General features: G+C 49.8%; 24 protein-coding genes and 1 riboswitch. Of the genes, 13 read left to right on the top strand and 11 right to left on the bottom strand.

The features are described 5' to 3' along the window. The first annotated feature begins 5 nt into the window (after positions 1–5). Entirely contained in the window at positions 6–1,052 is a 1,047-nt protein-coding gene (locus tag ACO0LC_RS04495; RefSeq protein WP_423001005.1) for a quinone-dependent dihydroorotate dehydrogenase, read from the top strand. Positions 1,053–1,069: 17 nt separating this feature from the next. Next, entirely contained in the window at positions 1,070–2,113 is a 1,044-nt protein-coding gene (locus ACO0LC_RS04490) for an aldo/keto reductase (RefSeq protein ID WP_423001003.1), read from the top strand. Positions 2,114–2,184: 71 nt separating this feature from the next. Here the strand turns inward: ACO0LC_RS04490 and ACO0LC_RS04485 are convergent, their stop codons facing one another. Then, on the bottom strand, positions 2,185–3,141 hold the full coding sequence (locus tag ACO0LC_RS04485) for a peptidylprolyl isomerase (protein ID WP_423001001.1): 957 nt from the start codon (positions 3,139–3,141) through the stop codon (positions 2,185–2,187). A 235-nt stretch (positions 3,142–3,376) separates the two neighbouring features. Between ACO0LC_RS04485 and yiaA the strand changes: the two genes are divergently transcribed. Both yiaA and ACO0LC_RS04475 read left to right on the top strand, forming a co-directional pair. Then, on the top strand, positions 3,377–3,817 hold the full coding sequence (yiaA, locus tag ACO0LC_RS04480) for an inner membrane protein YiaA (protein WP_423000999.1): 441 nt from the start codon (positions 3,377–3,379) through the stop codon (positions 3,815–3,817). Between the two features lie 31 nt (positions 3,818–3,848). Next, the gene (locus ACO0LC_RS04475) at positions 3,849–4,289 is read left to right on the top strand and encodes a hypothetical protein (RefSeq protein WP_423000997.1); all 441 of its coding nucleotides are present in this window, start codon (positions 3,849–3,851) and stop codon (positions 4,287–4,289) included. 81 nt (positions 4,290–4,370) lie between these two features. Here ACO0LC_RS04475 and ACO0LC_RS04470 read toward each other — a convergent pair whose 3' ends face one another. From ACO0LC_RS04470 to ACO0LC_RS04455, 4 genes are all read right to left on the bottom strand, one after another. Beyond that, positions 4,371–5,294, bottom strand: coding sequence for a methyltransferase domain-containing protein (locus ACO0LC_RS04470; RefSeq protein ID WP_423000995.1), 924 nt, complete (start codon positions 5,292–5,294; stop codon positions 4,371–4,373). A 317-nt stretch (positions 5,295–5,611) separates the two neighbouring features. Next, a complete protein-coding gene (locus tag ACO0LC_RS04465) occupies positions 5,612–5,812 on the bottom strand; it encodes a hypothetical protein (protein ID WP_423000993.1) in 201 nt (66 codons plus the stop codon). Between the two features lie 31 nt (positions 5,813–5,843). Further along, positions 5,844–6,527: a 3,4-dihydroxy-2-butanone-4-phosphate synthase gene (gene ribB, locus ACO0LC_RS04460; RefSeq protein ID WP_423000991.1), complete on the bottom strand. Its 684-nt coding sequence runs from the start codon at positions 6,525–6,527 to the stop codon at positions 5,844–5,846. 109 nt (positions 6,528–6,636) lie between these two features. Beyond that, a riboswitch (FMN riboswitch) is annotated at positions 6,637–6,828 on the bottom strand. A 182-nt stretch (positions 6,829–7,010) separates the two neighbouring features. Further along, a complete protein-coding gene (locus ACO0LC_RS04455) occupies positions 7,011–7,268 on the bottom strand; it encodes a hypothetical protein (RefSeq protein WP_423000989.1) in 258 nt (85 codons plus the stop codon). Between the two features lie 90 nt (positions 7,269–7,358). On the opposite strand from ACO0LC_RS04455, the gene ACO0LC_RS04450 reads away from it, so the two are divergent. The 7 genes from ACO0LC_RS04450 to cobA are packed head-to-tail and all read left to right on the top strand — an operon-like array spanning position 7,359 to position 14,139. Then, on the top strand, positions 7,359–8,132 hold the full coding sequence (locus ACO0LC_RS04450; RefSeq protein ID WP_423000987.1) for a sulfite exporter TauE/SafE family protein: 774 nt from the start codon (positions 7,359–7,361) through the stop codon (positions 8,130–8,132). Positions 8,133–8,181: 49 nt separating this feature from the next. Next, on the top strand, positions 8,182–9,888 hold the full coding sequence (locus tag ACO0LC_RS04445; protein ID WP_423000985.1) for a nitrite/sulfite reductase: 1,707 nt from the start codon (positions 8,182–8,184) through the stop codon (positions 9,886–9,888). Positions 9,889–9,905: 17 nt separating this feature from the next. Beyond that, complete coding sequence (locus ACO0LC_RS04440) at positions 9,906–10,427, top strand: DUF934 domain-containing protein (protein ID WP_423000983.1); 522 nt, start codon at positions 9,906–9,908, stop codon at positions 10,425–10,427. Continuing rightward, positions 10,424–11,137: a phosphoadenylyl-sulfate reductase gene (locus tag ACO0LC_RS04435; protein ID WP_423000981.1), complete on the top strand. Its 714-nt coding sequence runs from the start codon at positions 10,424–10,426 to the stop codon at positions 11,135–11,137. The genes ACO0LC_RS04440 and ACO0LC_RS04435 overlap by 4 nt, the downstream gene beginning before the upstream one ends. A gap of 12 nt (positions 11,138–11,149) precedes the next feature. Further along, on the top strand, positions 11,150–12,085 hold the full coding sequence (gene cysD, locus ACO0LC_RS04430) for a sulfate adenylyltransferase subunit CysD (protein WP_162041759.1): 936 nt from the start codon (positions 11,150–11,152) through the stop codon (positions 12,083–12,085). Further along, positions 12,085–13,401, top strand: coding sequence for a sulfate adenylyltransferase subunit 1 (locus ACO0LC_RS04425; RefSeq protein ID WP_423000979.1), 1,317 nt, complete (start codon positions 12,085–12,087; stop codon positions 13,399–13,401). The genes cysD and ACO0LC_RS04425 overlap by 1 nt, the downstream gene beginning before the upstream one ends. A gap of 3 nt (positions 13,402–13,404) precedes the next feature. Continuing rightward, complete coding sequence (gene cobA, locus ACO0LC_RS04420; RefSeq protein ID WP_423000977.1) at positions 13,405–14,139, top strand: uroporphyrinogen-III C-methyltransferase; 735 nt, start codon at positions 13,405–13,407, stop codon at positions 14,137–14,139. Positions 14,140–14,158: 19 nt separating this feature from the next. On the opposite strand, the gene ACO0LC_RS04415 is transcribed toward cobA, so the two are convergent. From ACO0LC_RS04415 to lptF, 4 genes are all read right to left on the bottom strand, one after another. Next, positions 14,159–14,923 (bottom strand): substrate-binding periplasmic protein, encoded by a 765-nt coding sequence (locus tag ACO0LC_RS04415; protein ID WP_423000975.1) that lies wholly within the window; start codon positions 14,921–14,923, stop codon positions 14,159–14,161. A 77-nt stretch (positions 14,924–15,000) separates the two neighbouring features. Further along, the gene (locus ACO0LC_RS04410) at positions 15,001–15,372 is read right to left on the bottom strand and encodes a sirohydrochlorin chelatase (protein ID WP_423000973.1); all 372 of its coding nucleotides are present in this window, start codon (positions 15,370–15,372) and stop codon (positions 15,001–15,003) included. Further along, positions 15,372–16,505: an LPS export ABC transporter permease LptG gene (gene lptG, locus ACO0LC_RS04405; RefSeq protein WP_423000971.1), complete on the bottom strand. Its 1,134-nt coding sequence runs from the start codon at positions 16,503–16,505 to the stop codon at positions 15,372–15,374. Before lptG ends, ACO0LC_RS04410 begins: the two co-directional genes overlap by 1 nt. Continuing rightward, a complete protein-coding gene (gene lptF, locus ACO0LC_RS04400; protein WP_423000969.1) occupies positions 16,502–17,635 on the bottom strand; it encodes an LPS export ABC transporter permease LptF in 1,134 nt (377 codons plus the stop codon). The genes lptG and lptF overlap by 4 nt, the downstream gene beginning before the upstream one ends. 50 nt (positions 17,636–17,685) lie before the next feature. Between lptF and ACO0LC_RS04395 the strand changes: the two genes are divergently transcribed. Further along, positions 17,686–19,194: a leucyl aminopeptidase gene (locus ACO0LC_RS04395; protein ID WP_423000967.1), complete on the top strand. Its 1,509-nt coding sequence runs from the start codon at positions 17,686–17,688 to the stop codon at positions 19,192–19,194. Between the two features lie 74 nt (positions 19,195–19,268). Here ACO0LC_RS04395 and ACO0LC_RS04390 read toward each other — a convergent pair whose 3' ends face one another. Then, a complete protein-coding gene (locus ACO0LC_RS04390) occupies positions 19,269–20,129 on the bottom strand; it encodes a hypothetical protein (protein WP_423000965.1) in 861 nt (286 codons plus the stop codon). Positions 20,130–20,390: 261 nt separating this feature from the next. On the opposite strand from ACO0LC_RS04390, the gene xth reads away from it, so the two are divergent. Further along, positions 20,391–21,161, top strand: coding sequence for an exodeoxyribonuclease III (gene xth / locus ACO0LC_RS04385; protein WP_423000963.1), 771 nt, complete (start codon positions 20,391–20,393; stop codon positions 21,159–21,161). Here the strand turns inward: xth and ACO0LC_RS04380 are convergent, their stop codons facing one another. Continuing rightward, positions 21,162–23,045 carry a methyl-accepting chemotaxis protein gene (locus ACO0LC_RS04380; RefSeq protein ID WP_423000961.1) on the bottom strand — a complete coding sequence of 628 codons (1,884 nt, stop codon included), beginning with the start codon at positions 23,043–23,045 and terminating at the stop codon, positions 21,162–21,164. Positions 23,046–23,295 lie beyond the last annotated feature (250 nt).

The raw sequence follows: 23,295 nt of genomic DNA, 5'->3' as shown, positions 1-23,295 counted from the left end.
TTTACATGTCTGCAAAACTTCTTTACTCCCTGATCCGCCCTGCCCTGTTTGCCATGGATCCGGAAAATGCCCATCATCTGACTTTACCAGCACTGCAGCGCGTCAATAAACTGGGGCTGTCTGGTTTGCTGACCAACAAACCTGCGGAAGATACGCGCACTGTCATGGGCGTACGCTTCCCCAATCCGGTAGGTCTGGCCGCGGGTTTGGACAAGGACGGTGCGTATATTGATGGCCTGGCTGGAATCGGCTTTGGCTCCATAGAAATTGGCACTGTCACGCCTCGCGCGCAAGCAGGCAACCCCAAGCCACGCATGTTTCGCCTGCCGCAGGCGGATGCCATCATCAACCGCATGGGTTTTAATAATGGCGGAGTCGATGCCTTTGTGAAAAACGTCCAGGCCTCGCGCTTTTATCAGGACAAGCAAGGTGTACTGGGCCTGAACATAGGCAAGAATGCCGATACGCCTATAGAACGTGCCGCCGAAGATTACCTGCATTGCCTGGCCAAGGTTTATCCTTATGCCAGTTATGTGACCGTGAATATCTCTTCCCCCAACACCAAGAACCTGCGCCAGTTGCAAGGTGCGACTGAGCTGGACGCCTTGCTGTCGCAACTCAAGCAAGCACAGCAAAAACTGGCCGATGAACATAAGCGCTATGTCCCCATCGCTTTGAAGATCGCTCCTGATATCGATGCAGAACAGATCAAGACCATAGGTGAGGCCTTGTTGCGCCATAAGATAGATGGTGTGATTGCCACCAATACCACCATCACCCGCGACGCTGTGCAAGGCTTGCCGCATGCAGAAGAAACCGGCGGACTGTCTGGCAAACCCGTGTTTGAACTATCCAACCGCGTCATCCGTGCCTTGAAGGCAGAACTGGGTAATGAGTTACCCATCATCGGTGTAGGCGGGATTTTCTCTGGCGCGGATGCGGCAGCTAAGATGAAGGCGGGTGCGGCACTGGTACAAGTGTATTCCGGCCTGATTTATCAAGGCCCCGCCCTGGTAAAAGAATGTGCTGATGCATTACGCCAACACAAATAAAATAAACCTCGCAGACCATGAAAAAAATCTTACTAGGTAATAGCCAGCTCAGCGTCTCTACAATTTGCCTGGGCACCATGACTTTTGGTGAACAAAACACCGAAACAGAAGCGCATGAGCAGCTGGATTATGCGCTGGAACGTGGCATCAATTTTATCGATACGGCAGAAATGTATCCTGTCATGCCGCGTGCAGCGACACAGGGCAAGACCGAGCAGTATATAGGTAGCTGGATAAAGAAATCTGGTAAACGTAGTGAGATCGTATTGGCGACCAAAGTTGCCGGCCCCTCGCGTGGCATGGGCTGGATACGCAATGGCGAAAATGATTTGGATGAGAAAAACATACGGGTCGCCATAGAAACAAGCTTGCAACGCCTGCAAACGGATTACATCGACCTGTACCAATTGCACTGGCCCAGCCGCAATGCCCCCATCTTTGGACAAAAGCAGTTTGACCCGGCACTGGAAAGACCGTGTACAGATATTGCAGAAACCGTGGCAGTATTAAATGCCCTGGTCAAGGAAGGCAAGATACGCGCCTTTGGCGTATCGAATGAAACATCCTGGGGTGTCAGCGAATTTATCAAACAGGCAGAGCTGCAAGGTGCGGCACACATCGCCAGCATACAAAATGCCTACAACCTGGTGAACCGCTCATTTGAACAGGGGCTGGATGAAACCTGTTTTCGCGAAAATGTAAGCCTGCTGTCCTATAGCCCCCTCGCATTCGGACAGCTCACGGCCAAGTACACTGACAATGCCAAAGCCCATGGCCGCCTGACCATATTCCCACCAACCTGGAGCCCACGTTATATGCGCGCCAGCGTATTTGAAGCCAGTAAACGTTATGCGACACTGGCACGGGAACATGGATTGACGCCAGCACAATTGGCGCTGGCTTGGTGCTACTCGCGCAGTTTTGTTGCCAGCACCATCATAGGTGCGACCAACCTGGCGCAACTTAAAGAAAACATTGATACGGTAGATACGCAACTGAGCGAGGAACTAATACAAGGCATTAACCGCATTCACGAAGATCTGAGCAATCCAGGGCAATAATATCAGTCATGGCATTGAACAAAGTAGTGACGCCTGAGGCAAAGGCGTCACGCACTCCTATACCTTCGTCATTATTTCTGCGGTCTGACTGGCAAGGGTACATTACATAAATCTATGTATCCCGCTGGCACTTTATACCAGTCGCCACCACGATTTCTTTGGGCTTCGACGATAGATTTGAAGGTATTAGTATCGGTGCGTATGATTTCCAGTTTGCTGCGTTCTGCCTCTGGCACATCAGCGGCGACCTTGATGGCTGTTATGGGAGTGCGCTCTTCGACTTTTTCGTAAAAGCCCAAAGGCCCGGTGCCACGCGGTAGGGTCGTCAGCAATTCCATACCTTGCATGACGCGACCAACGACCGTGATATTTTTATCCAGCTGTCTTGGCGCATGGCCAGTAACGACGTATAGGGATGTGCCGTCACCACTATTCGATTCAGTGCCGCGAGCGACACCAACGCTGGCATAGCAATGGGCCAACCAGGCTGTGCCTGCCTTGGGGTCACGTCCGGCAGCAAAACCATTTGCATGACCTACCTGTGGCGCATAACCATCTACATCTGGCAAGCGGGTAAATGGCAGATTGGCCGCATACTTGACAGTAAACTCACCGGCAAGCTGACGCTTGGCTGTCTTGACTTCACGTTTCTCATCCGGATCTGCCCACTGTGCAACATAATTCTCTTGTGAGCGTACGATGGCCAGGCCGTCAAAATAACCTTCTCTCACCAGGGCCTTGATATTTTGTGCATGATGAGGGGCAAAATCTGGCGCCAACTCAATCACGACTCTCCCTTTGGGCAATTCCAGGTACAAAGTATTTTCTGGATTAAGCGGTCGCCAGTCTGTCGCACTGGAATTCTTGATCAAGTCTGCCAGAGCCAACTTGGATGCCTGCACAGGCTTTGCAGCGGCGCTATCCACCTTGTTTTTTGCGACATGCGCAGTCGCAGAAAAAAACAGGCCTGCAATCAGGCAAGTCATCAAGGATTTTCCAGCAGGTAAGGCAGCAAAACGTAAAGACATTATTTGACTCCGGTAAGGTGCACACAAAGTAGAACTCATTTCGCCGCATAGGCAAGAAGGGGTGACCTTACGCGAATGACATCATTTTGTCCATATACCCATAATATATCAACCATTGAACCAACAACTTAGCCTTAAGAGCAACTTAATCCCTGATTCTTTTAATTGTATTATTGCAAAAACCTGGCGAATCCGGTAAAACCTGATCTAGTCTGTTAAATCAAGGAGTCCTTGTTTGAAACCTCAACTTCACGCACCTACCGGTGCATTTGTGGGCGCATCGTGGGCCGCATTGTTTATAGGTGCAGCCACCTATTTTGCTGGCGTCTGGAATGCAGAGATACAATTGAATGAGAAAGGCTATTACTTCACAGTATTAATGTATGGCTTGTTTTCTGCCGTTTCCCTGCAAAAATCTGTGCGTGACAAACTCGAAGGCATACCCGTTACAGGCATCTACTTTGGTCTGTGCTGGTTGTCACTGGGTTTATCCATCCTGTTACTGGCTGTAGGCTTGGTCAATGCTACCCTGGGCTGGAGCGAAAAAGGCTTCTTTGCCATGGCATTTTTGCTGAGCCTGTTTGCCGCCGTTGCAGTACAAAAAAATGTGCGCGACATCAATCTGCTAAAACCTGATCACGACACTTTGCCCATGCACGATGGACATGAGAATTGAATCTTTTGCCTAAATCATTAAGACTCAACACATGATCAACAATAATGCCCCTGAAAATGGTGACTTTGCTGCCTATCTGGAAAATTTGAACAAACCTGGCAAGACGGCTTTGCCAGTCTTGCAAGATCCTCCTATTGAAGAAGCAAATCTGGAGCAACTACAAGAACTGACTGAACTACCACCAATATCTGATGATGAATTACTAAAGCAAGCCCTGGCCACTGAAGGGAACAGTAATGAATATGATTTGGATGAATTGGAAAATGATGCGGCTAATGAAGAAGTTGTCACAAGCAGGCCAGACGCACAGAATGCGCCTGCGACGGGGCAGGCTGTATTAGCCTTCCTGGGTGAGCATGCCCTGGAATTAGCAGATCAAGCTCCCCCTGAAGACATCGATGAGCTGCCACTGCTTACGGACGAGGAATTGACACAACAGGCTCTGGCACATCCAGACGCAGATAAGAACTAAAATCTCTGGCCAATCAATAAAAGTCAAGCCTGCATTTGTTAAAACAAATGCAGGCTTTTTATCATGCAGATAATACTTCACTCAACCATATGCCAATGATAAATGACCTGCGCGTACTGCTGTCGTGGACTTGACTTCGGCGCGCATGGAGTTTTGTAGCGAGGCAATGGAACCGCCTGCCCTATACTGAAAACTGACTTGCAGAAGATCGCCTTCTTTCACTGTAACCGGCTGCTCCAAGGGCAGCGCCATATAGTGATTCAGCCAGTCTATGGTGGATGATGTCTCCATCAATACAGCCAGAATATTCTTGGTGACAAAGCGCAAGGCACTGACTGTGCCTGCTTTTTCTATCGTAAAACTACCTTCCCATTTGATTTGCATCTCATTGGGCTGGTTGAAATCGATAATACTGTACAAAGCTGGCTGTGCCATTTCCACCGTATCAGCAGAGAAAACACCAGCTTGCTGGAATTGGATAATCGGCGCTTGATAGCCAGAAAAATCATAAGCCTGTTGCAAGGGTTGCACTGCCATGACAACTGCTTCTGGTATGAACAAAGGCAAAGGGCCACCAAATTTGGCAATATACCGCTTCTTGAAGTTTTCTATGACTTCCACCTGTTTTTCACGCAACATGGCAACGTGGATCATCTCACAAATTACAATATCAACAGGCTCTGGCGGCAGATATTCAAAGGCATCGGCATGGATAACTTCAACTTTTTCACCATAGCGATTCATGGCCAGCAAGCGACGCGCCTCAGCCACCATGTCGGGATTGAACTCTACGCAATATACTTTGGACGCAGCCTGTGCGGCAAACCAGGACAAGACTCCCGTACCGCCGCCTAACTCCAGTACTTTTGCGCCCTCAAACACCTGACGCCGTATCGCCGCCTTGAAATTGTCCATGCGGTTCAAGTCCATCAACATATTGTGATGGTATTGCAGGGGGATAAACTGTCCGAGGTAGCAGCTCTCTGCCTCACGTTCTATCAACATGTTCACTCCTTCGTTTCCTGGTTTCATCATGTGGCTGCCATCCGAATAGTTCGACAGGACAGTCATTTTCTCGCCAACAACACCCAAAAACTGAAATGCGTTTTGAGCAAGGGCATAGATGATGATTATCCTTGGGTTAAAGGAAAGTGAATCAAGGGAGTTGAACTGCGAAACTGCATCAATTCTTGCTTATGTCCAAGATTTTTGCATGCAATATGCTTGTGATTTCAACTTATGCGAAGAAATGAGGATGCGCAATGTTTGTTTCGAAAAACGAACATCAATAAGCTGGACAGCATGGGAGATCAACAGCGAACTCAGTCTTTCCTGGGCCGCTCGCAGCGGGCATCAAGAAAAGCTTGCTGCAGTTGCTCCCACCCCTCGCCTGGCGAGGTTTGGGAGCAAATTACATGGGCACTAAGCTTGCTGCGCCACTTATACCAGGGCGCAGCTTCGGCATACGTCAGGGTGACGGCCAATAACATACTCAACACCATCACTCTTTTGAACATGCGCATAGCCGCCACTCGAGATATGAATTTAAAAACACTATACGGCAGTTAAGGCCCTGTAGCTGGCAAGCTCATCAATTGTCAATATCACGATGTCATGAGTCACCGCATACTCTATGATTTGCTCGCCTTTAGCCATACTGCCATCCGGATTCATCAATTCACATAATACTGCAGCGGGTGATAAACCTGCCATGATGGCCAGATCGACCGAACCCTCAGTATGCCCGCGCCGAGTAAGCACGCCACCTGGCGCAGCACGCAAGGGAAAGACATGACCAGGTCTAGCCAAATCCTCAGGTTTTGCATCTGCTGCAATGGCAGTGAGGATAGTGGTGACACGGTCAGCCGCAGAAACACCCGTGGTCACGCCCTGCCTGGCTTCTATCGATACAGTAAAAGCCGTACCATAACGGCTTTCATTATTGCTGACCATAGGTGGCAAATCGAGTTGCTGCAACTTGTCGTCGGTCAGGCACAAGCAGACGATGCCACTGCAATCGCGGATCAGCCTGGCCATGGATTCGACCGTGATTTTTTCTGCGGCAACGATGAGATCAGCCTCGTTTTCCCTGTCAAAGTCATCCATGAGCAACACGGGACGGCCATTACGCAGGTCTGCCAATGCCCTGGACAGGCGCTGATCAAGTGGTCTAAGAGAGAGAAGTTCCGGCTGAGCGGAATTGGCGGATGGGACGGTAATACTAATAGTGTTCAACATAATGAAACGCTCCGGCAAAAATGAATGTGCAAAAGACGTTTCAGGGAGTAAAAAAACGAATAGCCAGACGCAAGCGCCCATGGTGGCTACCATAGGTGCTTTACATGCGGCGCATCTTCTCTCATCCGGACTATGACCGTCGGCCCTGGAATCACACCAGATCTGCTGACCTTGCAAACTGCTGCAAACTTGCTACAGCCGTTTTTACTGCAAGCGCTCGCGGGCTTGTGCACAAGAATTACCAAGGCAATCCTGTGCATTTACCGCCGGTGGGGAATTACACCCCGCCCTGAAGACGTACAACCTACCGAGTTATTCGGCCGATGAATTATACGCAAAAATACAATTACTGTTTGGCAAGCTCACAATCTCAATATCCAGGTTCCAAGCATTTGGACTTCTTCGTGCCATAAGTATTAACAAACGCGGACCGTACAAAAAAATATATATCTGCCAATATTTCTTTATGCGAAAAACATCTATTCATAGAAGAATTGTTAAAAACATTGTCGAATTTAACTCGCATTTCCATATGGCAACATCTATTCTTAATTTCAAAGCTACTTCTACTTTTTCCACACCAACATGTTTGTGAATCAGTAACACAAATTTCTGCTGTGGCATCAGTTTGATAAAAAACACATCAAAAGCGCAAGCTTTCTTGCGTAAATTATCTTTTAAATAATTTATTCTGATTTTACGAATTAAACTAAAGACAATATCAGTCCAGCGATTTTGCATATATCAAATACGTATATAAGCAAATGAATACTAAGTAGTTTGGAATAAGGCCTGTATTCATTACGATGCACCTACTTTGCGCGAGGCGACATGACGTTAACCTATATATTTTCGGGATTTGCAGTAGGCACCCTGGTCGGATTGACCGGCGTAGGTGGCGGCTCACTGATGACTCCTCTGCTTACCCTGCTGTTTGGTGTATCACCAACAGTGGCGGTGGGCACTGACCTCGCCTTTGCATCGATTACCAAGGCCACCGGCACTTTTACCCATAGACTGCGCGGCACAGTTGAATGGGATGTAGTGCGCCTTCTGTGCTATGGCGCCTTACCTGCCGCTGTAGTGGCAACCTTGCTCCTCAAGCATTTTGGGGCACTGGACAAGGAAATTGGTCAGCTCATACGTTATTCCATCGCAGCCTCTGTATTGTTGACCGTGGTTGCCTTGCTGTTTAAAGGCAAGATGCTGAACTGGCTCAACAAGCACCCTGAAAAGCAATTGCAAGGTAAAAACCTGGCGATTGCGACTATTGTCTCAGGTGCCATCCTGGGTACACTGGTGACCATATCCTCTATCGGTGCTGGTGCAATTGGTGCAACTTTGCTGGTCATGCTGTATCCACGCATGTCTGCTGCCAATATTGCCGGTACGGATATTGCCTATGCTGTACCTTTGACGGCCATTGCCGCCTTCGGTCACTGGTGGCTGGGCTCAATAGACTGGGTCTTGCTGGGCAGTCTGCTCATAGGTTCTCTGCCTGGCATTACCCTGGGTTCCATGGCAGCCCGGGCAGTACCTGAAAAATTTTTACGTGGCCTACTGGCAACCACTCTGACTCTGGTTGCAGCCAAGTTAGTCCTTTGAATTTATTTGCAATCGCGTACTTACAAACGCATTTTATGGGTAATTAAAGATGTATCGTTACGACCAGCACGATCACCAAATCATCAAGGAACGTATTGCACAATTCCGTGACCAGGTTAGCCGCCGGCTCTCGAATGAATTGAGTGAAGATGAATTCCGTATTTTGCGTTTGCAAAACGGCCTGTATATGCAGCGTCACGCTTATATGCTGCGGGTAGCAGTGCCTTACGGCATGCTGTCGTCGAACCAGGTACGTAAATTTGCCCATATCGCCCGCAAATATGACCGTGGTTATGGTCACTTTACGACGCGCCAGAATATCCAGTACAACTGGATCAATCTGGAAGACACACCAGACATCCTGGAAGAACTGGCATCGGTGGAAATGCATGCCATCCAGACTTCTGGCAACTGCATGCGCAATATCACCTCGGATGAATTTGCCGGTGTTGCTGCCGATGAAGTGATAGATCCGCGTGCCTATGCTGAAATCCTGCGTCAATGGACTACCTTCCATCCAGAGTTTGCCTATCTGCCACGTAAATTCAAGATTGCCATCAATGGTGCCAAAGAAGATCGCGCCGCGATTGCCGTGCATGATATAGGCCTGACTGTCGTACACAATGAAGCTGGCGAAGTCGGCTTCAAGGTCATGGTTGGTGGTGGCATGGGCCGCACGCCTATTCTGGGTAGCGTGATACGTGATTTCCTGCCATGGAAACACGTCATGACTTATCTGGAAGCGATACTGCGCATCTACAATCAGTACGGTCGTCGCGACAATATCTATAAAGCCCGTATCAAGATTTTGGTGAAAGCCATAGGTGCTGAAGATTTTGCCCGTCAGGTAGAAGAAGAATGGCAAGACATCAAGGATGGTCCGGCCACCCTGACAGAAGAAGAATTGAAACGCGTGGCCAGCTATTTCACGACACCAGACTATGAAACCCTGTCTGCTCAAGATGCTGCCTACCAACAACATCTGCAAGACAATAAGTCCTTCGCCAACTGGGTCAAGCGCAATGTCAAACCACATAAAGTGGCTGGTTATGCTGCGGTGGTGCTGTCCCTGAAAAAACCTGGTGTACCACCGGGCGATGCCAGTTCCGAACAACTGGACTTTATTGCTGATCTGGCAGACCAATACAGCTTTGGTGAATTGCGTGTCACGCATGAGCAAAACCTGGTGCTGGCGGATGTTAAAGTCGCTGACTTGTTCACTGTATGGCAAGAAGCCAAGGCCCACGGCCTGGCGACGCCAAATATCGGTTTACTGACTGACATGATCTGCTGCCCTGGTGGTGATTTCTGCGCGCTGGCAAACGCCAAGTCCATCCCTATCGCGCTGGATATTACTGACCGCTTCAATGACCTTGATTACCTGCATGATATAGGCGACATAGAACTCAATATGTCTGGTTGTATCAATGCCTGCGGCCATCACCATGTCGGCAATATTGGCATTTTGGGTGTGGACAAAGATGGCAGCGAGTTTTATCAGGTATCCATCGGTGGTGCACAGGGCAATAGCGCCGCCATAGGCAAGATCATAGGCCCATCTTTTGCTGCAGGACAAATGCCTGAAGTGATAGACCGCATCATCCAGGTATATGTGCGTGACCGTCTCGAAAACGAGCGCTTCATCGATACAGCACAACGCCTGGGGATCACGCCATTCAAGGAATTTGTGTATGCAACACCGATACGTACCAATGAACATCATGGTGAAGACGCCGGTACTGCAGTCAGCTACTGAAATTAAGAAAGTGCATCATGCGAGAAATTATTAAAGACAAAGCCATCGTAGCCGACGACTGGACAGTACTGCGTCTGACCGAGAATGAGACACCAGATGCCATCAATGTACCGACAGGCAAGGTCATCATCCCTTTGAAAGTATGGTTGTTGCAACGCGAAAGCCTGTTAAACCGGACTGATATCGCCGTCTGGTTCAGCAGCGATGAACAGGCGAAAGAGTTGAAGGAAGATATCAGCCGCTTTAATCTGCTGGCGGTGGATTTTCCTAAATTTGCCGATGGCCGCGGTTATTCCATCGCCTATAACCTACGCTCACGCTTGAACTTCACTGGCGAACTGCGCGCCATCGGTGATGTCTTGCGCGACCAGTTGTTTTATATGCAGCGTGTGGGCTTCAATGCATTTGCCACACGAGAAGACAAAAATATCCATGATGCCATCAAGGGCCTGACTGATTTTTCTGAAAAATACCAGACTTCCTGGGATGAAAAAAATCCCCTGTTCCGTCGCGCCGAACGCACAGGAGCAGAGGCATGAGTGATTTTCAAGAGCGCCTTGCCGCAACACAGGCTATATTGGAAAGAATCGCTGATGAATTTGAGCCAGCTGTCTTTGCTTCCAGCCTGGCAGCAGAAGACATGGTATTGACTGACCTGATCTTGCGCAAGAAATTGAATATCACGATTTTCTCGCTGGAAACTGGTCGCCTGCATGCAGAAACCCTGGGCATGCTCGATAAAGTCAAGGAAACCTATGGCACAGAAATCAAGTTGTTCAAGCCTGATGCCGCCGCAGTAGAAAATTATGTCAGCCAGCATGGCCGCAATGCCTTTTACGACAGCGTGGAAATGCGCAAGGAATGCTGCCGCATACGCAAGGTAGAACCCCTGAAACGGGCCCTGGCAGGTAACAAAGCCTGGGTCACCGGCCAGCGCCGTGCGCAGTCTGCAACACGTACTGAGTTGGCGATACAGGAAGATGATGCAACACATGGCCTGCAAAAGTTTAATCCTTTGGCAGATTGGTCAGAAGATGATGTCTGGCACTATCTCAGGAGCAACAATGTGCCTTACAATCCTCTGCATGACAAAGGATATCCATCGATAGGCTGTGAACCCTGCACCCGTGCCATACAGCCGGGTGAAGATGTCAGGGCTGGTCGCTGGTGGTGGGAAAACCCGGATTCAAAAGAATGCGGCCTGCATGTAGTCGATGGCAAACTGATCCGAATTAAACAAGCTGTCTGAAGAAGAAAAATCATGAATACTGTCGTGGAAAACCATTTTATTGATGCTGCGAGCAATCGCCACCTGGATTGGCTGGAATCCGAAGCCATCCATATCATGCGTGAAGTCGCGGCCGAATGCAGCAACCCTGCCCTGCTGTTTTCCGGTGGCAAAGACTCCATCGTCTTGCTGCGCCTGGCAGAAAAGGCTTTCCGCCCGGGTAAATTCCCTTTCCCGCTGGTGCACATCGACACTGGCCATAATTTCCCTGAAGTCATCGCCTTTCGCGATAAGCGCGTGGCCCAGCTGGGTGAACGCCTGATCGTCGGTTCGGTAGAAGAATCGATACGCCGTGGTACGGTACGCCTGCGCAACCCGGCAACAGATTCACGCAATGCCGCACAAGCCGTCACCTTGCTTGAAACCATCGCCGAGCATAAGTTTGATGCCTGCATAGGTGGTGCCCGTCGCGATGAAGAAAAAGCCCGTGCCAAGGAGAGGATATTCTCTTTCCGTGATGAATTTGGTCAATGGAACCCGAAAGCACAACGCCCGGAATTATGGGATTTGTATAACACCCGCGTACACGCTGGTGAAAATATGCGCGTCTTCCCTATTTCCAACTGGACCGAGCTCGACGTATGGCAATACATTGCCCGCGAAAAGCTGGAATTGCCTCAGATTTATTTTGCGCATGAACGCCAGGTCATACCTCGCAATGGCTTGCTGGTACCACTGACAGACCTGACGCCACCACGTGATGGTGAAACGGTAGAAACCCAGGTCGTGCGCTTCCGTACTGTGGGTGATATCTCCTGCACCTGCCCGGTGTCTTCTGACGCCGCTACGGTCGAAGCCATCATCGCTGAGACAGCGATTACCCAGATTACAGAACGTGGCGCCACACGTATGGATGACCAGACATCAGAAGCATCGATGGAAAAACGTAAAAAAGAAGGATATTTCTAATGAACGCCGTAGAACAATTGACTGCCGCCGTTGGTAGAGAACGTGGCCTGTTGCGCTTCATCACGGCCGGTTCAGTGGATGATGGCAAAAGCACGCTGATCGGTCGCCTGCTGTTTGACAGCAAGGGTATTTTTGCTGACCAGCTTGATGCCATCTCACGCGCCAAGCACAAGCGCACTGTTGGTGACACGATAGACTTGTCCCTGCTGACAGATGGCCTGGAAGCAGAGCGCGAGCAAGGCATCACCATCGACGTCGCCTATCGCTATTTCGCCACACCAAAACGCAAGTTCATCATTGCCGACACTCCTGGCCATGAACAATACACACGCAATATGGTGACTGGTGCATCGACTGCCGATGCCGTCATCATTTTGATCGACGTCTCCAAGGTCAAGCTCAATGATGATGGCAGTGTCGATTTGCTGACGCAAACCAAGCGCCATTCCACAATTGCCCATCTGCTGCAGATTGAACATGTCATCGTCGCCGTCAACAAGATGGATCTGATCGACTATGACCAGACTGTGTATGAGCGCATCATCGGCGCCTATCAGGAATTTGCCGATCAACTGGGCTTGAAAGATATACGCCCTATCCCACTGTCTGCGCTGGCGGGTGACAATGTCGTCACTGCCAGCGAAAAACTGGCTTGGTACAAAGGCCCGACGCTGATAGAGTTGCTGGAGTCATTAAGCGTATATGACGCCTGCCATGACGAGCCTTTCCGCTTCCCGGTGCAACTGGTAGCGCGCCACAATGGCCATGAAGCAAATGACTTCCGTGGTTATATGGGGCGTATTGAAGCTGGCAAGGTCAGCAAGGGCGATAAACTGCTGGTGCAACCTGGTGGCCAGACAGCGACAGTCAAAGACATTTTGACGCTGGATACTTCACTGGATACTGCTGTCGTCGGTCAGTCAGTCACGATCTTGCTGGAAGAATATGTTGATATTTCACGCGGCGACATGCTGGTTGGTGCTGACCGCCCGGCGACACTCTTGAAAACCGTCAAGGCTGATTTGTGCTGGCTGTCAGAAGATGCGCTGGATATCCGTCGCAAGTACTGGCTCAAGCATACCACCAGGCAAGTCGCTGCCAGAGTCACTGGCATTGATACCCTGCTTGATATCAATACGCAAGAACGCCGCCCTGCTGACAGCCTGAAACTGAACGATATCGCCACCGTCACCTTGAACGTGGCCCAGGCGCTGGCAGTCGATGATTATCAGGACTTGCGCTCTACTGGTGCTTTCATCCTCATCGATGAAGTCACGCATCAGACAGTTGCTGCCGGCATGATACATCTGGCCTGAGTTATGTCACAGACTCAGGGCAAGGTTTATCTGATAGGTGCAGGCCCGGGTGCGGCGGACCTGATTACGGTACGTGGTGCCCGTCTGCTGGCACAGGCAGACGTGGTGTTATATGACGCCCTGGTCACGACAGAAATGCTGGGCCTTTGCCCACAGGCGGTCAAAATCTCGGTAGGCAAACGCAGCGGGCAACGTTCTGCTGCGCAAGAGCACATCAATCAGCAAATGCTGGAATGCGCGGCACAATATGCACTGGTGGTCCGTCTCAAGGGTGGAGACCCTATGCTGTTTGGCCGTGCTGATGAAGAACTGACTGCACTGGAATCGGCAGGCATAGACTATGAAATAGTACCTGGTATTACCACCGCGTTAGCCGCCGCCGCCAGTGTCAGGCAGCCACTGACCAAGCGTGGAGTAGCTCGCAGTGTTGCCTTGTTCACTTCAAGCACAGCTCCTGGCGAAAGCGCTGATACCCGCATACCTGAATGTGACACCCTGGTGCAGTATATGGGCGGCAGGGAAGCTACGCTGACGGCACAGCGCATGCTGGCCGCCAACTTCCCGGGCAATTTACCTGTAGTCATCATAGAAAATTGCAGTCGTCCCAATGAATGCAGTCAAACTTTGAGTCTGGATGAATTATCCAAAGGTCTGCCCCTCAGCACCGGACCAGTACTGGTTATGATGGGCGAAGCGATGCGTGCACGCACTGGCAAGCACACTGACAAATTATCATGAGCCTGCTGCACTGGTGGCGTTACGGGGGTAACCTTACCCCCAGCTTGCGGGCCATCAATTGCAAGACGCCACCATCCCGCAGTTGCTCGTACAACTCGTCATAGCGCAAGCGTAATTGCTCACAGCTTATACTCTTGCAATAAGCCAGATAACCATCTTGCATATCCATGAAGGGCTCTATCATCTGCATCTCATTGCTAATGCCCAGCGTCTTCATAGTCGCTTCTGTATTGCGCATATTGGTCGCCAGATAATCCACCCGCTTTGCCATCAACATATTCAAGCCATTGGTCAGGGTATTGGCGATCACTGGTTTGATGCCGGACCGCAGGCTTTCAAATTGTTGGCCGTATACCCAACCATTGATGACACCCAGGCGCGGGCCAGGCAAGCTGGAATAATTTCCATCCCAGCTTACATCTGAGCCCTTGCGTATATACAGCGCCATGACATCACGATAAAAAGCACGTTTGGCAAAACCGTATTTTGCTTCTCTCTCTGCAGTCTTGTAAGGGCCTATGAGTATGTGCGCCTGCTCATGCTCCACCATCCACTGCGCCCGTGCCCAAGGGTAGATTTCAAATTTGACTTCATCGCCATTTTGTTTGGCAAGCGCACGTATGATGTCCGCCCCCAGACCAGTGAATTCACCATTGGGGCTGCGCTCAAATACATTGGAGAATTCAGTACCAACTGCCAAGACCTGACCAGCATGAGCAAGCGTAGCCACGCATGTCGCCAGCATCAGCAAGACGAATGAAAATATCGTTTTCAATTGGGACATACTTTTTAGGTACTTTAAAACTGCAATATTGATGAGTGTAATCTCTAAATCACGCACCATCTGTACTCATATGAGTATTACAACAGTTTCAAACAATAATCACGTATCGCCTGCAAGACCGTCTCGTCTTCCCCCACGGCATTGGCTATCTTGAATTGCAAGCCAGGATGCCTTGTACGAATTTCTTCTGCCAGCACAGGCAAATCCCGTAAGACATGGCCGCCCTGCCCCAGGAACACTGGTGCCAGGCTGATACTGTCGCAACCATCGGCGACCAGTTGCGCTGCCAGTTCCGGCAAGGAAGGTGTCATGAATTCCAGAAAAGCCAGTGCGACGGTAACCTCGGGCAAGCTGGCTTGCGTCATTACCTGCAAGCGCTGAAAAGGCGCAGCCCAGCGTGGGTCACGGGCACCGTGGGCAAACAGGATCAAGGCAGATTTGTTTGCCATCAGTTTCTTTCTACATAGCGCAAGCCCAGCGAAGCAATAATCAGGAACAGGATACTAGGCACCAACGCCGTTACCAATGCCGGCCAGGTATTGAGCAAACCCAGGTGAGAAAACAAGGCATTGATCAGGTAAAAAGTCATCCCTAACATAATGCCGCTGAAAATCTTAAGGCTGACACCACCACTGCGTACATGCAGATAAGCGAAAGGCAAGGCCAATGCCATCATCACCAGCACGGCAAATGGGTAAGTGATTTTTTTCCAGAAGGCGATTTCATAGCGCTCGCCATCCTGTTTGTTGTCAGCTAAATGCTTGGTGAATGCTGCCAGGTCTGTTGCCGACATGCGGTCAGGATCGGCAAACAGGACCGACAAAATATCCGGTGTGACTTCTGATATTACTTCTCTGCTTGCCAGCTTTTGACTTTTGACAGCCGCAATATCTTCACTCGTCAAAGTCTTGGGGAAAGAAGTTTCTATGACATCCGACAGCCGCCAAGTGTTTTTAGCCACGTACTCGGCGTCTGTTGCAGTCATTTCTCTTGATAGATGAAAGTTCTTGTCAAATTCAAATATCTTGACGCCCTTCAAATGACGATTTGGCAAAATTTCTTTGACGTTCAAGAAACGCGAGCCTATGACATCGCCAGTCAAACCATTTTCACGTACCAGGTCCTTGGTCCACAAGCCAGTACGAAACTCTTGCGCCAGCGACTCGCCAATCGCGCTGAGCTTCATTTTCTCTGCCAGTTTGCTGGACACAGGGGAAATGATTTCGCCAAACAAAAAAGTAAAGACTACGAATACCATGCCTATCTTCAATAGTATTGTACCCGCCATCATGGTCGACATACTCGACGCCCGCATGATAGTGAATTCAGAATTGGAAGCAAATTGCGCCAATACGTAAATCGTCCCTATCAAGACCGCGATAGGCATGAATTCATAAATGTAACCAGGCCAGCCCAGCAACACATACAGCACGGCATGCTTGAGCTGATACCCCCCTTTGTTCACTGAGGACTGCAGTTCATTGACGAGGTCAAAGAAAGAGAACAGGGCCAGCAAAGCCAGCATGACGAACAAGACCGCGCGTAAGATTTCAACGCCAAAGTATTTTTGTAAAATTTTCATGCTGGACACTTTTCCTTGCCGCGGAAACCAGATTTGCAGCGCGACCACAAAATCAAGGGATGCCAGCGACTATTGACTTTCAAACGCCATAAAAACATGCTGAGGGTCATCAGGACGACAAACAGATGATGTGGCCACCATGCCATGCCAAAGCTGCTACGCCCCTGCACCACGAGCGCTTGCAAGATATTCGTAATCGATAAATAAACCACCACCAGGAGCAAGGCGACAATCAGATTGGCAGAGCGCCCTACACGCGGATTGACATAACCCAAAGGAATCGCCATCAGCAGCAGTACAGCACACATCACTGGCAGGGATATGCGCCATAACAACTCACCCAGTTTAGTATTGTCGAGACTTTCCAGCAAAGTCATCAAGGGCATGGATTTGGCGGATTTATCACCGGTTATGCTGGCATTCTGGCTGGAAACCAGCACACCATACTTCTCAAACTGCATCATCTGGAAATCGGGGGCTGTGGGCAAGCCGTCGTAACGCCGCCCCTTGCTCATGACCAGGAATTTATCGCCAGCCTTGTCAATTTCTATCATGCCTTCGCGGGCAACGACGATGCTGGAGCGCCCGTCTTTGTAGGTATTGATGAAAACATTTTGTACTTTACTGAGGTCGCCAGCCACCTCTTCCACAAAGAAAATGCGGTCAGATGAGGCAGATTCCTGGAACTTGCCCGGTGCGACCTTGGCAATATCCGAACGTTTTTCAAAACGCTCACGGAATTCCACATTCTGCTGATTGGCCCAGGGGGTGACGATAAAGCTCAACAAACCCGTCAAAATAATGAGAGGGCCACCGAAACGCAATACTGGCCCTATCCACTGTGTCAGACTCAGGCCAGAGGCAAACCAGACCACCATTTCAGAATCCTGGTAACTGCGGGTAACTACCAGCAAGACCGAAATAAAACCGGTCAGCAGCAGCAAGATATGCATATTCATCAAGGCAGTAAAGCCTATCAAGGCCACCACATCAGCAGACGCAACTTTGCCTCCTGCGGCATTTCCAAGGATCTTGATAAGCATCACCGAAATCGTGATGGTGAACAATGTAGTGAAGACTGCGCCTGCGGCACTGTTTAATTCACGTCGAAGCGCGCGCTGAAAAATCATGAGTAGGATTATAATGTCTGTTTTACGAGACTTACAAAGAGGAGTAATACGTGGACTTTAGCATAAAAACAATCGACGCAAAAAGTGCCTCGACTGCCCATAAAGCAATTAAGACAGGCTGTATCGTAGTTGGCGTCTATGAAAACAAGAAACTTTCCGCCGCTGCAGCAGGTCTGGACAAGTCCGGCGACATCGCTGCAGCCCTGAAATCTGGCGATATTACTGGTAAAACGGGCACATCCCTGCTGTTGCGCAAACTGGCTGATGTCGCTGCAGAGCGCGTATTGCTGGTAGGTTTGGGTGAAGAAGCCGCTGTAGTCAGCGAAAAAGCCTATAACCAGGCAGTACAGGCTGCTGCCCGTGTTTTGGCTGGCCTGGGTGCCAATGACGCCGTTGTCGCCTTGCCAGAAGTCAAAGACCGCGATCTGGGCTGGTCCATACGCAGCACCGTTGTAGCTTTCCGTGAAAGCATCTTCCGTGCTGATGGCTTGAAGAGCAAGAAAGACACATCAACCTCTGGCGTCAAAAAAGTCGCTATTGCTGTTGCCGCTGCAGATGCAACGGCTGCTAAAAATGCGTTGGCACAAAGCGTAGCTCTGGCCAATGGCATGGATTTGACCAAGGAACTGGGTAATCTGCCACCTAATTTCTGCACACCGACCCATTTGGCCAATACTGCCAAGAAAATCGCTACCGATTACAAAATGGTCGCAGAAGTACTGGACCGCAAACAGATACAAGCCCTCAAAATGGGTAGTTTCCTGTCTGTCACCAATGGCACAGTAGAACCACCAAAGTTCATCGTGCTCAAGCACAATGGCGGTAAAGTCAAAGACGCGCCTGTGGTTCTGGTCGGCAAAGGCATTACTTTTGACTCTGGTGGTATCTCGCTGAAGGCTGGCGCTGGTATGGATGAGATGAAATACGACATGGGTGGTGCAGCTTCTGTACTGGGTACCATGCGCGCCATCGGCGAAATGAAACTCAAGCTGAACGTCATCGCCGTTATCCCAACTTGCGAAAACATGCCTTCTGGCAGCGCCACTCGCCCTGGCGACATCGTCACTTCCATGTCTGGCCAAACCATCGAAATCCTGAATACGGATGCCGAAGGCCGCCTGATCCTGTGTGACGCCCTGACTTATGCAGAACGCTTCAAGCCTGCAGCCGTAGTAGACGTCGCAACACTGACCGGCGCTTGCGTGACTTCCCTGGGACATCATAACTCCGGCCTGTTCACCCGTCACGATGAAGCACATGACCAACTGGCAGCAGAATTGCTGGCAGCAGGCAAGCAAACAGGTGATACCGCATGGCGTATGCCTATAGAGGAAGCTTATAACGAGCAACTGAAATCCAATTTTGCTGATATGGCAAACATTGGCGGCCCAGCTGGTGGCAGTATCACGGCAGCTTGCTTCCTTGAGCGCTATACCAAGAAATATACCTGGGCCCATCTGGATATCGCTGGTACAGCCTGGAAATCTGGTGCAGCCAAAGGCTCCACTGGCCGTCCAGTACCTTTGCTGACGACTTTCCTGATCAATCGCGCAGGCTAAATCAAGCTTAAATAAGTAAACAGTAAGGCCGGAATCTGATTTCTTCAGATTCCGGCTTTATTTTTGTCTGGTCACTAAGGCTTGAACCAAAGTTCACTTCTGCCCAGTGGCATATTCGCCGGGTTCAGGAAGGGATTTTGCAACTCCAGCACGATTCTGTGTTTAAGCCCGGCTTTTTGTATTGAGCTTTGATGGTATTTCAGGAAGAGTTTTTCGAATTGACCATTGTGTATCAATATCTCCAGACCATTCGTCAGGTCTAATGCAAACTGAAGCTTGTTGGGGGCAACAAAGAAATAATAAGCCGCAGGATAATGCAGGGCAATATCCTGGCTGATGACGAGGTTTTTACCAGCATGTACCTCTTGTTCTTTCCAGATTTCCATGATGGACCTGGGAAAATAATCAAAACGCCCCGCTTCCAGCATGCTGAATAAGGCTTCATAGGAATTCGCCGTACTCACTTTGAGTCCATTGCTTTCCAGAATTTTGACATCTGGCCAATCCAGCTCTTGCCCGGCGGAGTAATTCTCCATATCGTGCAAGGTCCTGACGGTTTTGAACATTTGCCGGTTTTCACCAATCACGAATGGGATGCGCCAACCCAGTAAACCCTTGTCTATAGGGATTTTGATGGCAATCAGGCTTTTTTCTCTTTCATCAGTGGACATGCTCCACAAAAGATCGACTTCACCAGTGCCATTTTTCATTTCATGCACTGCCCTACCCTGCTGCATGGTAGCCTTGCTGGGTAACAGCTTATATTTATTAGGAGAAGCAGACAGGGCTTCAGTCAGCAATTCCTGGACATAATCAAAATGGCTGTCGGTCTTGGCTGCGGGTCGCGGATAACGTATGACCGTCGGCTCTGCATGCGCAAACTGGCTGCCAAAGGTGAACATGGCAATAATCAGAATAAAGAAATACTTGGGCATGGTGTGTCTGAAAAGAAAACCTGTCACTTTATTTTAATCTCTTTCCAGATAGGAATAAGTTGCAAACATACTTGAAAAGTCAATAATTGAAAAGCCTGTTCATCTCCATGAACCTGGATTGCTGCCTCGCCGAGACAGACTGATTTCCAAACTCGCAACATCGTATAATATGTGACGCATACACGCTCGCCCAGGTCAGCAGCACCATTTTTCAGATGCTTACAAAGCTTATCGTCATTTACCACCATCAAAAATATTCTCATGAAACTAGTTACCTGGAACGTCAACTCCCTGAAAGTCCGGCTCCCACAAGTCTTGCAGTGGCTGGAAACCAATCCTGTCGATGTCCTGTGCATACAGGAAACCAAGCTCACCGATGACAAGTTTCCACAAGCAGAGATAGAAGCGGCAGGCTACCATGTTGCCTTTACCGGACAAAAAACTTACAACGGTGTGGCGATTTTATCGAAACACGCGATGACGGATATTCAAAAGAATAATCCGCATTTTGAAGATGAACAGCAACGCCTGATTGCCGCGACCATCGCGGGCGTACGTATTATTTGCGCTTATGTGCCTAATGGCCAGGCACCAGACTCAGATAAATTCCAGTACAAATTGAAATGGTTTGCAGCACTGGAAAACTGGGTCAGGGAAGAAATGGCACGCCATGCCAAATTCGCCATCTTGGGTGACTACAATATCGCCCCGGAAGACAGGGATGTCCACGACCCTGCTGCCTGGGTGGGCATGAACCTGGTATCGCCAGAAGAAAGAGCCGCCCTGAAAAACCTGATCGCACTTGGGCTAAGCGACAGTTTCCGGCAGTTTGAACAGGCAGAAAAATCCTTTAGCTGGTGGGATTACCGTGCACTGGGCTTCCGTCTCAATAAGGGCGTGCGCATCGACCATATCCTGCTGTCAGCAGAATTGGCCAAACTATGCACTTCTTGCGTCATTGACCGCGTGCCTCGCAAGTGGGAGCAACCATCGGATCATGCTCCGGTGATTGCCACACTTGAGGGCATTTGATTATTCTTCGTCGTAACCCAGACTAGGAGCAGAAGCCTTATTCTTCGCCCAGCTTGATTTGGCCGGTGCTATGCGTGGGCCTGAGCCTGAGTCTTCCATGCGGAAGGCTGACATCGCAGTTTTCAGCAAATTCGCCTGTTCTTCCAACGAACCGGCAGCGGCAGCAGCTTCCTCTACCAAAGCTGCATTTTGCTGGGTTGCCTCATCCATGTGCGCCAATGCCACATTGACTTGCTGGATACCATCACTTTGCTCTACAGAGGCGGTGGTGATTTCATTGATAATCGCTGCCACTTGGTCTACCGCTGAGACGATGCGGGTCATAGCGGCCCCGGCCTTATCGACCAGTTCAGAACCTTCACTGACTTTGTTGACCGAGTCTTCAATCAGGTTCTTGATCTCTTGCGCAGCAGCAGCACTGCGCTGTGCCAGGGTACGTACTTCGCTGGCAACCACCGCAAAGCCGCGCCCCTGCTCACCTGCCCTGGCCGCTTCGACCGCTGCATTCAAGGCCAGGATATTGGTCTGGAAGGCAATACCTTCAATCACACTGATGATGTCGACAATCTTGCGTGAGCTGTCACTGATACCCTGCATGGTAGTAACCACCTTGCCTACCACTTCACCACCCTGAGTTGCCACATCAGATGCATTGACTGCCATCTTGTTGGCTTCGCGGGCATTGTCGGCATTATTGCGCACTGCCTCAGTCAATTCTTCCATGCTGGCCGCAGTCTCTTCCAATGAAGATGCCTGCTGCTCAGTACGGCCAGACAAATCCATATTGCCAGTAGCGATTTCCGTCGCCCCCACGGTAATCGAGTCAGTCGCCTTGCGCACATCCACCACCATGACGCGCAATTGTTCAAGAAAACGATTGAAAGCAGAAGCCGTCTGGGCGACTTCATCGTCACCCTCCACATCGATTTTACGGCTCAGGTCACCGCCACCGGCAGCAATATCGGACATGGCATCACGCACACGTTGCAAACCGGACAGCATGCGACCAACCAGCAAGGTCGTCAAAGGCATGATCACACCCAGTAAAATCAACAAGACAACCGCTGAAATGATGAGTAGTTGATCCAACGCCTCCAGGGCTTTTTTCTTGTCTATGACCAGAGCCAGGTAAATGTCTGAGCCAGTAATTTGCTGCAGGAGCATGAAGTGTGGTTTGCCACCAATTTCAGTCAAGATAGGATCTTTTTGCTTGGACAGGTTAGCCAGGTTATCCAGCGCCAGGTCAGGCGTGATTTCCTTGGCCATTTTCATGACCTTGGCCTGGTCTGCATGAGCCAGGACCTGGCCACTTTTATCCAGCAAGAAGGCATAGCCGCCGCCCGCCAGTTTGATAGTCAGAATTTGATCCACTATCTTGGTCAGGAACACGTCAGCACCAACCACACCACCCTCACCGCCTTTGACAGGCGCAGCAAAAGTAATCATCAATCCAGGGGGAGCAACACCCATATATGGCGAAGTGACGATGGATTTCTTGGCTTCCATGGCTGCTTTATACCAAGGGCGCACGGTGGGGTCGAAACCCGCTGGAGGAGGATCTGCCGGGATATTAGTGAATTGCTTGTCTGGTTGGCCCTGGTAGACACTAAGAAAGTTACCTCCAGCCCGCATCATAGTCAGGCTGGATTGCAAATCAGCGCCATTACCCAGGCCTTGTGCCAGACTCTCCATCATGGACAGATTGGTTTGTATCCAGTTACTCAATACGGCGTTATAACCGGCAGCAACACCCCGAATTTCATTATTCAGGTCATTTTCTATCTGGGATTTCATCCTCAGATAACTACCTACGGTCAATACGATGGTGCAAATAGCAACCAATAATCCAATAACAACGATGAGTCTGGCTTTGAGAGATTTCATAGCTTCCCCTGAGTACGAACATGGATAAGTAACAAGACTTGCCTAAGCCAATCAACAGTAAGCGCAAGACCGATGGTAATGTGGGCGGTACATATCAAAAGCTATCATCGTGAGCGAATACAAAGAAAAGCTTAATGCCATATAACAATATTACGCCGCAGACCATGGAATGTGAAAAAAAGTTTATTCAATTCACCACTTTGTATAACAAGTTAACAAGTCTGTCGGTTGGCAACATCAGTTTAGTTCA

Source organism: Undibacterium sp. JH2W (assembly GCF_049340425.1).
Classification (GTDB): Bacteria; Pseudomonadota; Gammaproteobacteria; order Burkholderiales; family Burkholderiaceae_D; genus Undibacterium.
Note: the sequence above shows the minus strand (reverse complement) of the source record. Positions and strands in the feature narration are given on the sequence as shown.

What these genes read in the sequence shown, in the direction of transcription:
- ACO0LC_RS04485 (WP_423001001.1), bottom strand. Translation starts at nt 3,141, where the DNA reads ATGTCTTTACGTTTTGCTGCCTTACCTGCTGGAAAATCCTTGATGACT.
- ACO0LC_RS04475 (WP_423000997.1), top strand. Translation starts at nt 3,849, where the DNA reads ATGATCAACAATAATGCCCCTGAAAATGGTGACTTTGCTGCCTATCTG.
- cysD (WP_162041759.1), top strand. Translation starts at nt 11,150, where the DNA reads ATGAATACTGTCGTGGAAAACCATTTTATTGATGCTGCGAGCAATCGC.
- ACO0LC_RS04470 (WP_423000995.1), bottom strand. Translation starts at nt 5,294, where the DNA reads ATGTTGATAGAACGTGAGGCAGAGAGCTGCTACCTCGGACAGTTTATC.
- ACO0LC_RS04410 (WP_423000973.1), bottom strand. Translation starts at nt 15,372, where the DNA reads ATGGCAAACAAATCTGCCTTGATCCTGTTTGCCCACGGTGCCCGTGAC.
- xth (WP_423000963.1), top strand. Translation starts at nt 20,391, where the DNA reads ATGAAACTAGTTACCTGGAACGTCAACTCCCTGAAAGTCCGGCTCCCA.
- ACO0LC_RS04455 (WP_423000989.1), bottom strand. Translation starts at nt 7,268, where the DNA reads ATGCAAAATCGCTGGACTGATATTGTCTTTAGTTTAATTCGTAAAATC.
- ACO0LC_RS04440 (WP_423000983.1), top strand. Translation starts at nt 9,906, where the DNA reads ATGCGAGAAATTATTAAAGACAAAGCCATCGTAGCCGACGACTGGACA.
- lptF (WP_423000969.1), bottom strand. Translation starts at nt 17,635, where the DNA reads ATGATTTTTCAGCGCGCGCTTCGACGTGAATTAAACAGTGCCGCAGGC.
- ACO0LC_RS04490 (WP_423001003.1), top strand. Translation starts at nt 1,070, where the DNA reads ATGAAAAAAATCTTACTAGGTAATAGCCAGCTCAGCGTCTCTACAATT.
- ACO0LC_RS04450 (WP_423000987.1), top strand. Translation starts at nt 7,359, where the DNA reads ATGACGTTAACCTATATATTTTCGGGATTTGCAGTAGGCACCCTGGTC.
- lptG (WP_423000971.1), bottom strand. Translation starts at nt 16,505, where the DNA reads ATGAAAATTTTACAAAAATACTTTGGCGTTGAAATCTTACGCGCGGTC.
- ACO0LC_RS04425 (WP_423000979.1), top strand. Translation starts at nt 12,085, where the DNA reads ATGAACGCCGTAGAACAATTGACTGCCGCCGTTGGTAGAGAACGTGGC.
- ACO0LC_RS04465 (WP_423000993.1), bottom strand. Translation starts at nt 5,812, where the DNA reads ATGCGCATGTTCAAAAGAGTGATGGTGTTGAGTATGTTATTGGCCGTC.
- ACO0LC_RS04435 (WP_423000981.1), top strand. Translation starts at nt 10,424, where the DNA reads ATGAGTGATTTTCAAGAGCGCCTTGCCGCAACACAGGCTATATTGGAA.
- ACO0LC_RS04445 (WP_423000985.1), top strand. Translation starts at nt 8,182, where the DNA reads ATGTATCGTTACGACCAGCACGATCACCAAATCATCAAGGAACGTATT.
- ACO0LC_RS04415 (WP_423000975.1), bottom strand. Translation starts at nt 14,923, where the DNA reads ATGTCCCAATTGAAAACGATATTTTCATTCGTCTTGCTGATGCTGGCG.
- ribB (WP_423000991.1), bottom strand. Translation starts at nt 6,527, where the DNA reads ATGTTGAACACTATTAGTATTACCGTCCCATCCGCCAATTCCGCTCAG.
- ACO0LC_RS04380 (WP_423000961.1), bottom strand. Translation starts at nt 23,045, where the DNA reads ATGAAATCTCTCAAAGCCAGACTCATCGTTGTTATTGGATTATTGGTT.
- ACO0LC_RS04390 (WP_423000965.1), bottom strand. Translation starts at nt 20,129, where the DNA reads ATGCCCAAGTATTTCTTTATTCTGATTATTGCCATGTTCACCTTTGGC.
- ACO0LC_RS04495 (WP_423001005.1), top strand. Translation starts at nt 6, where the DNA reads ATGTCTGCAAAACTTCTTTACTCCCTGATCCGCCCTGCCCTGTTTGCC.
- cobA (WP_423000977.1), top strand. Translation starts at nt 13,405, where the DNA reads ATGTCACAGACTCAGGGCAAGGTTTATCTGATAGGTGCAGGCCCGGGT.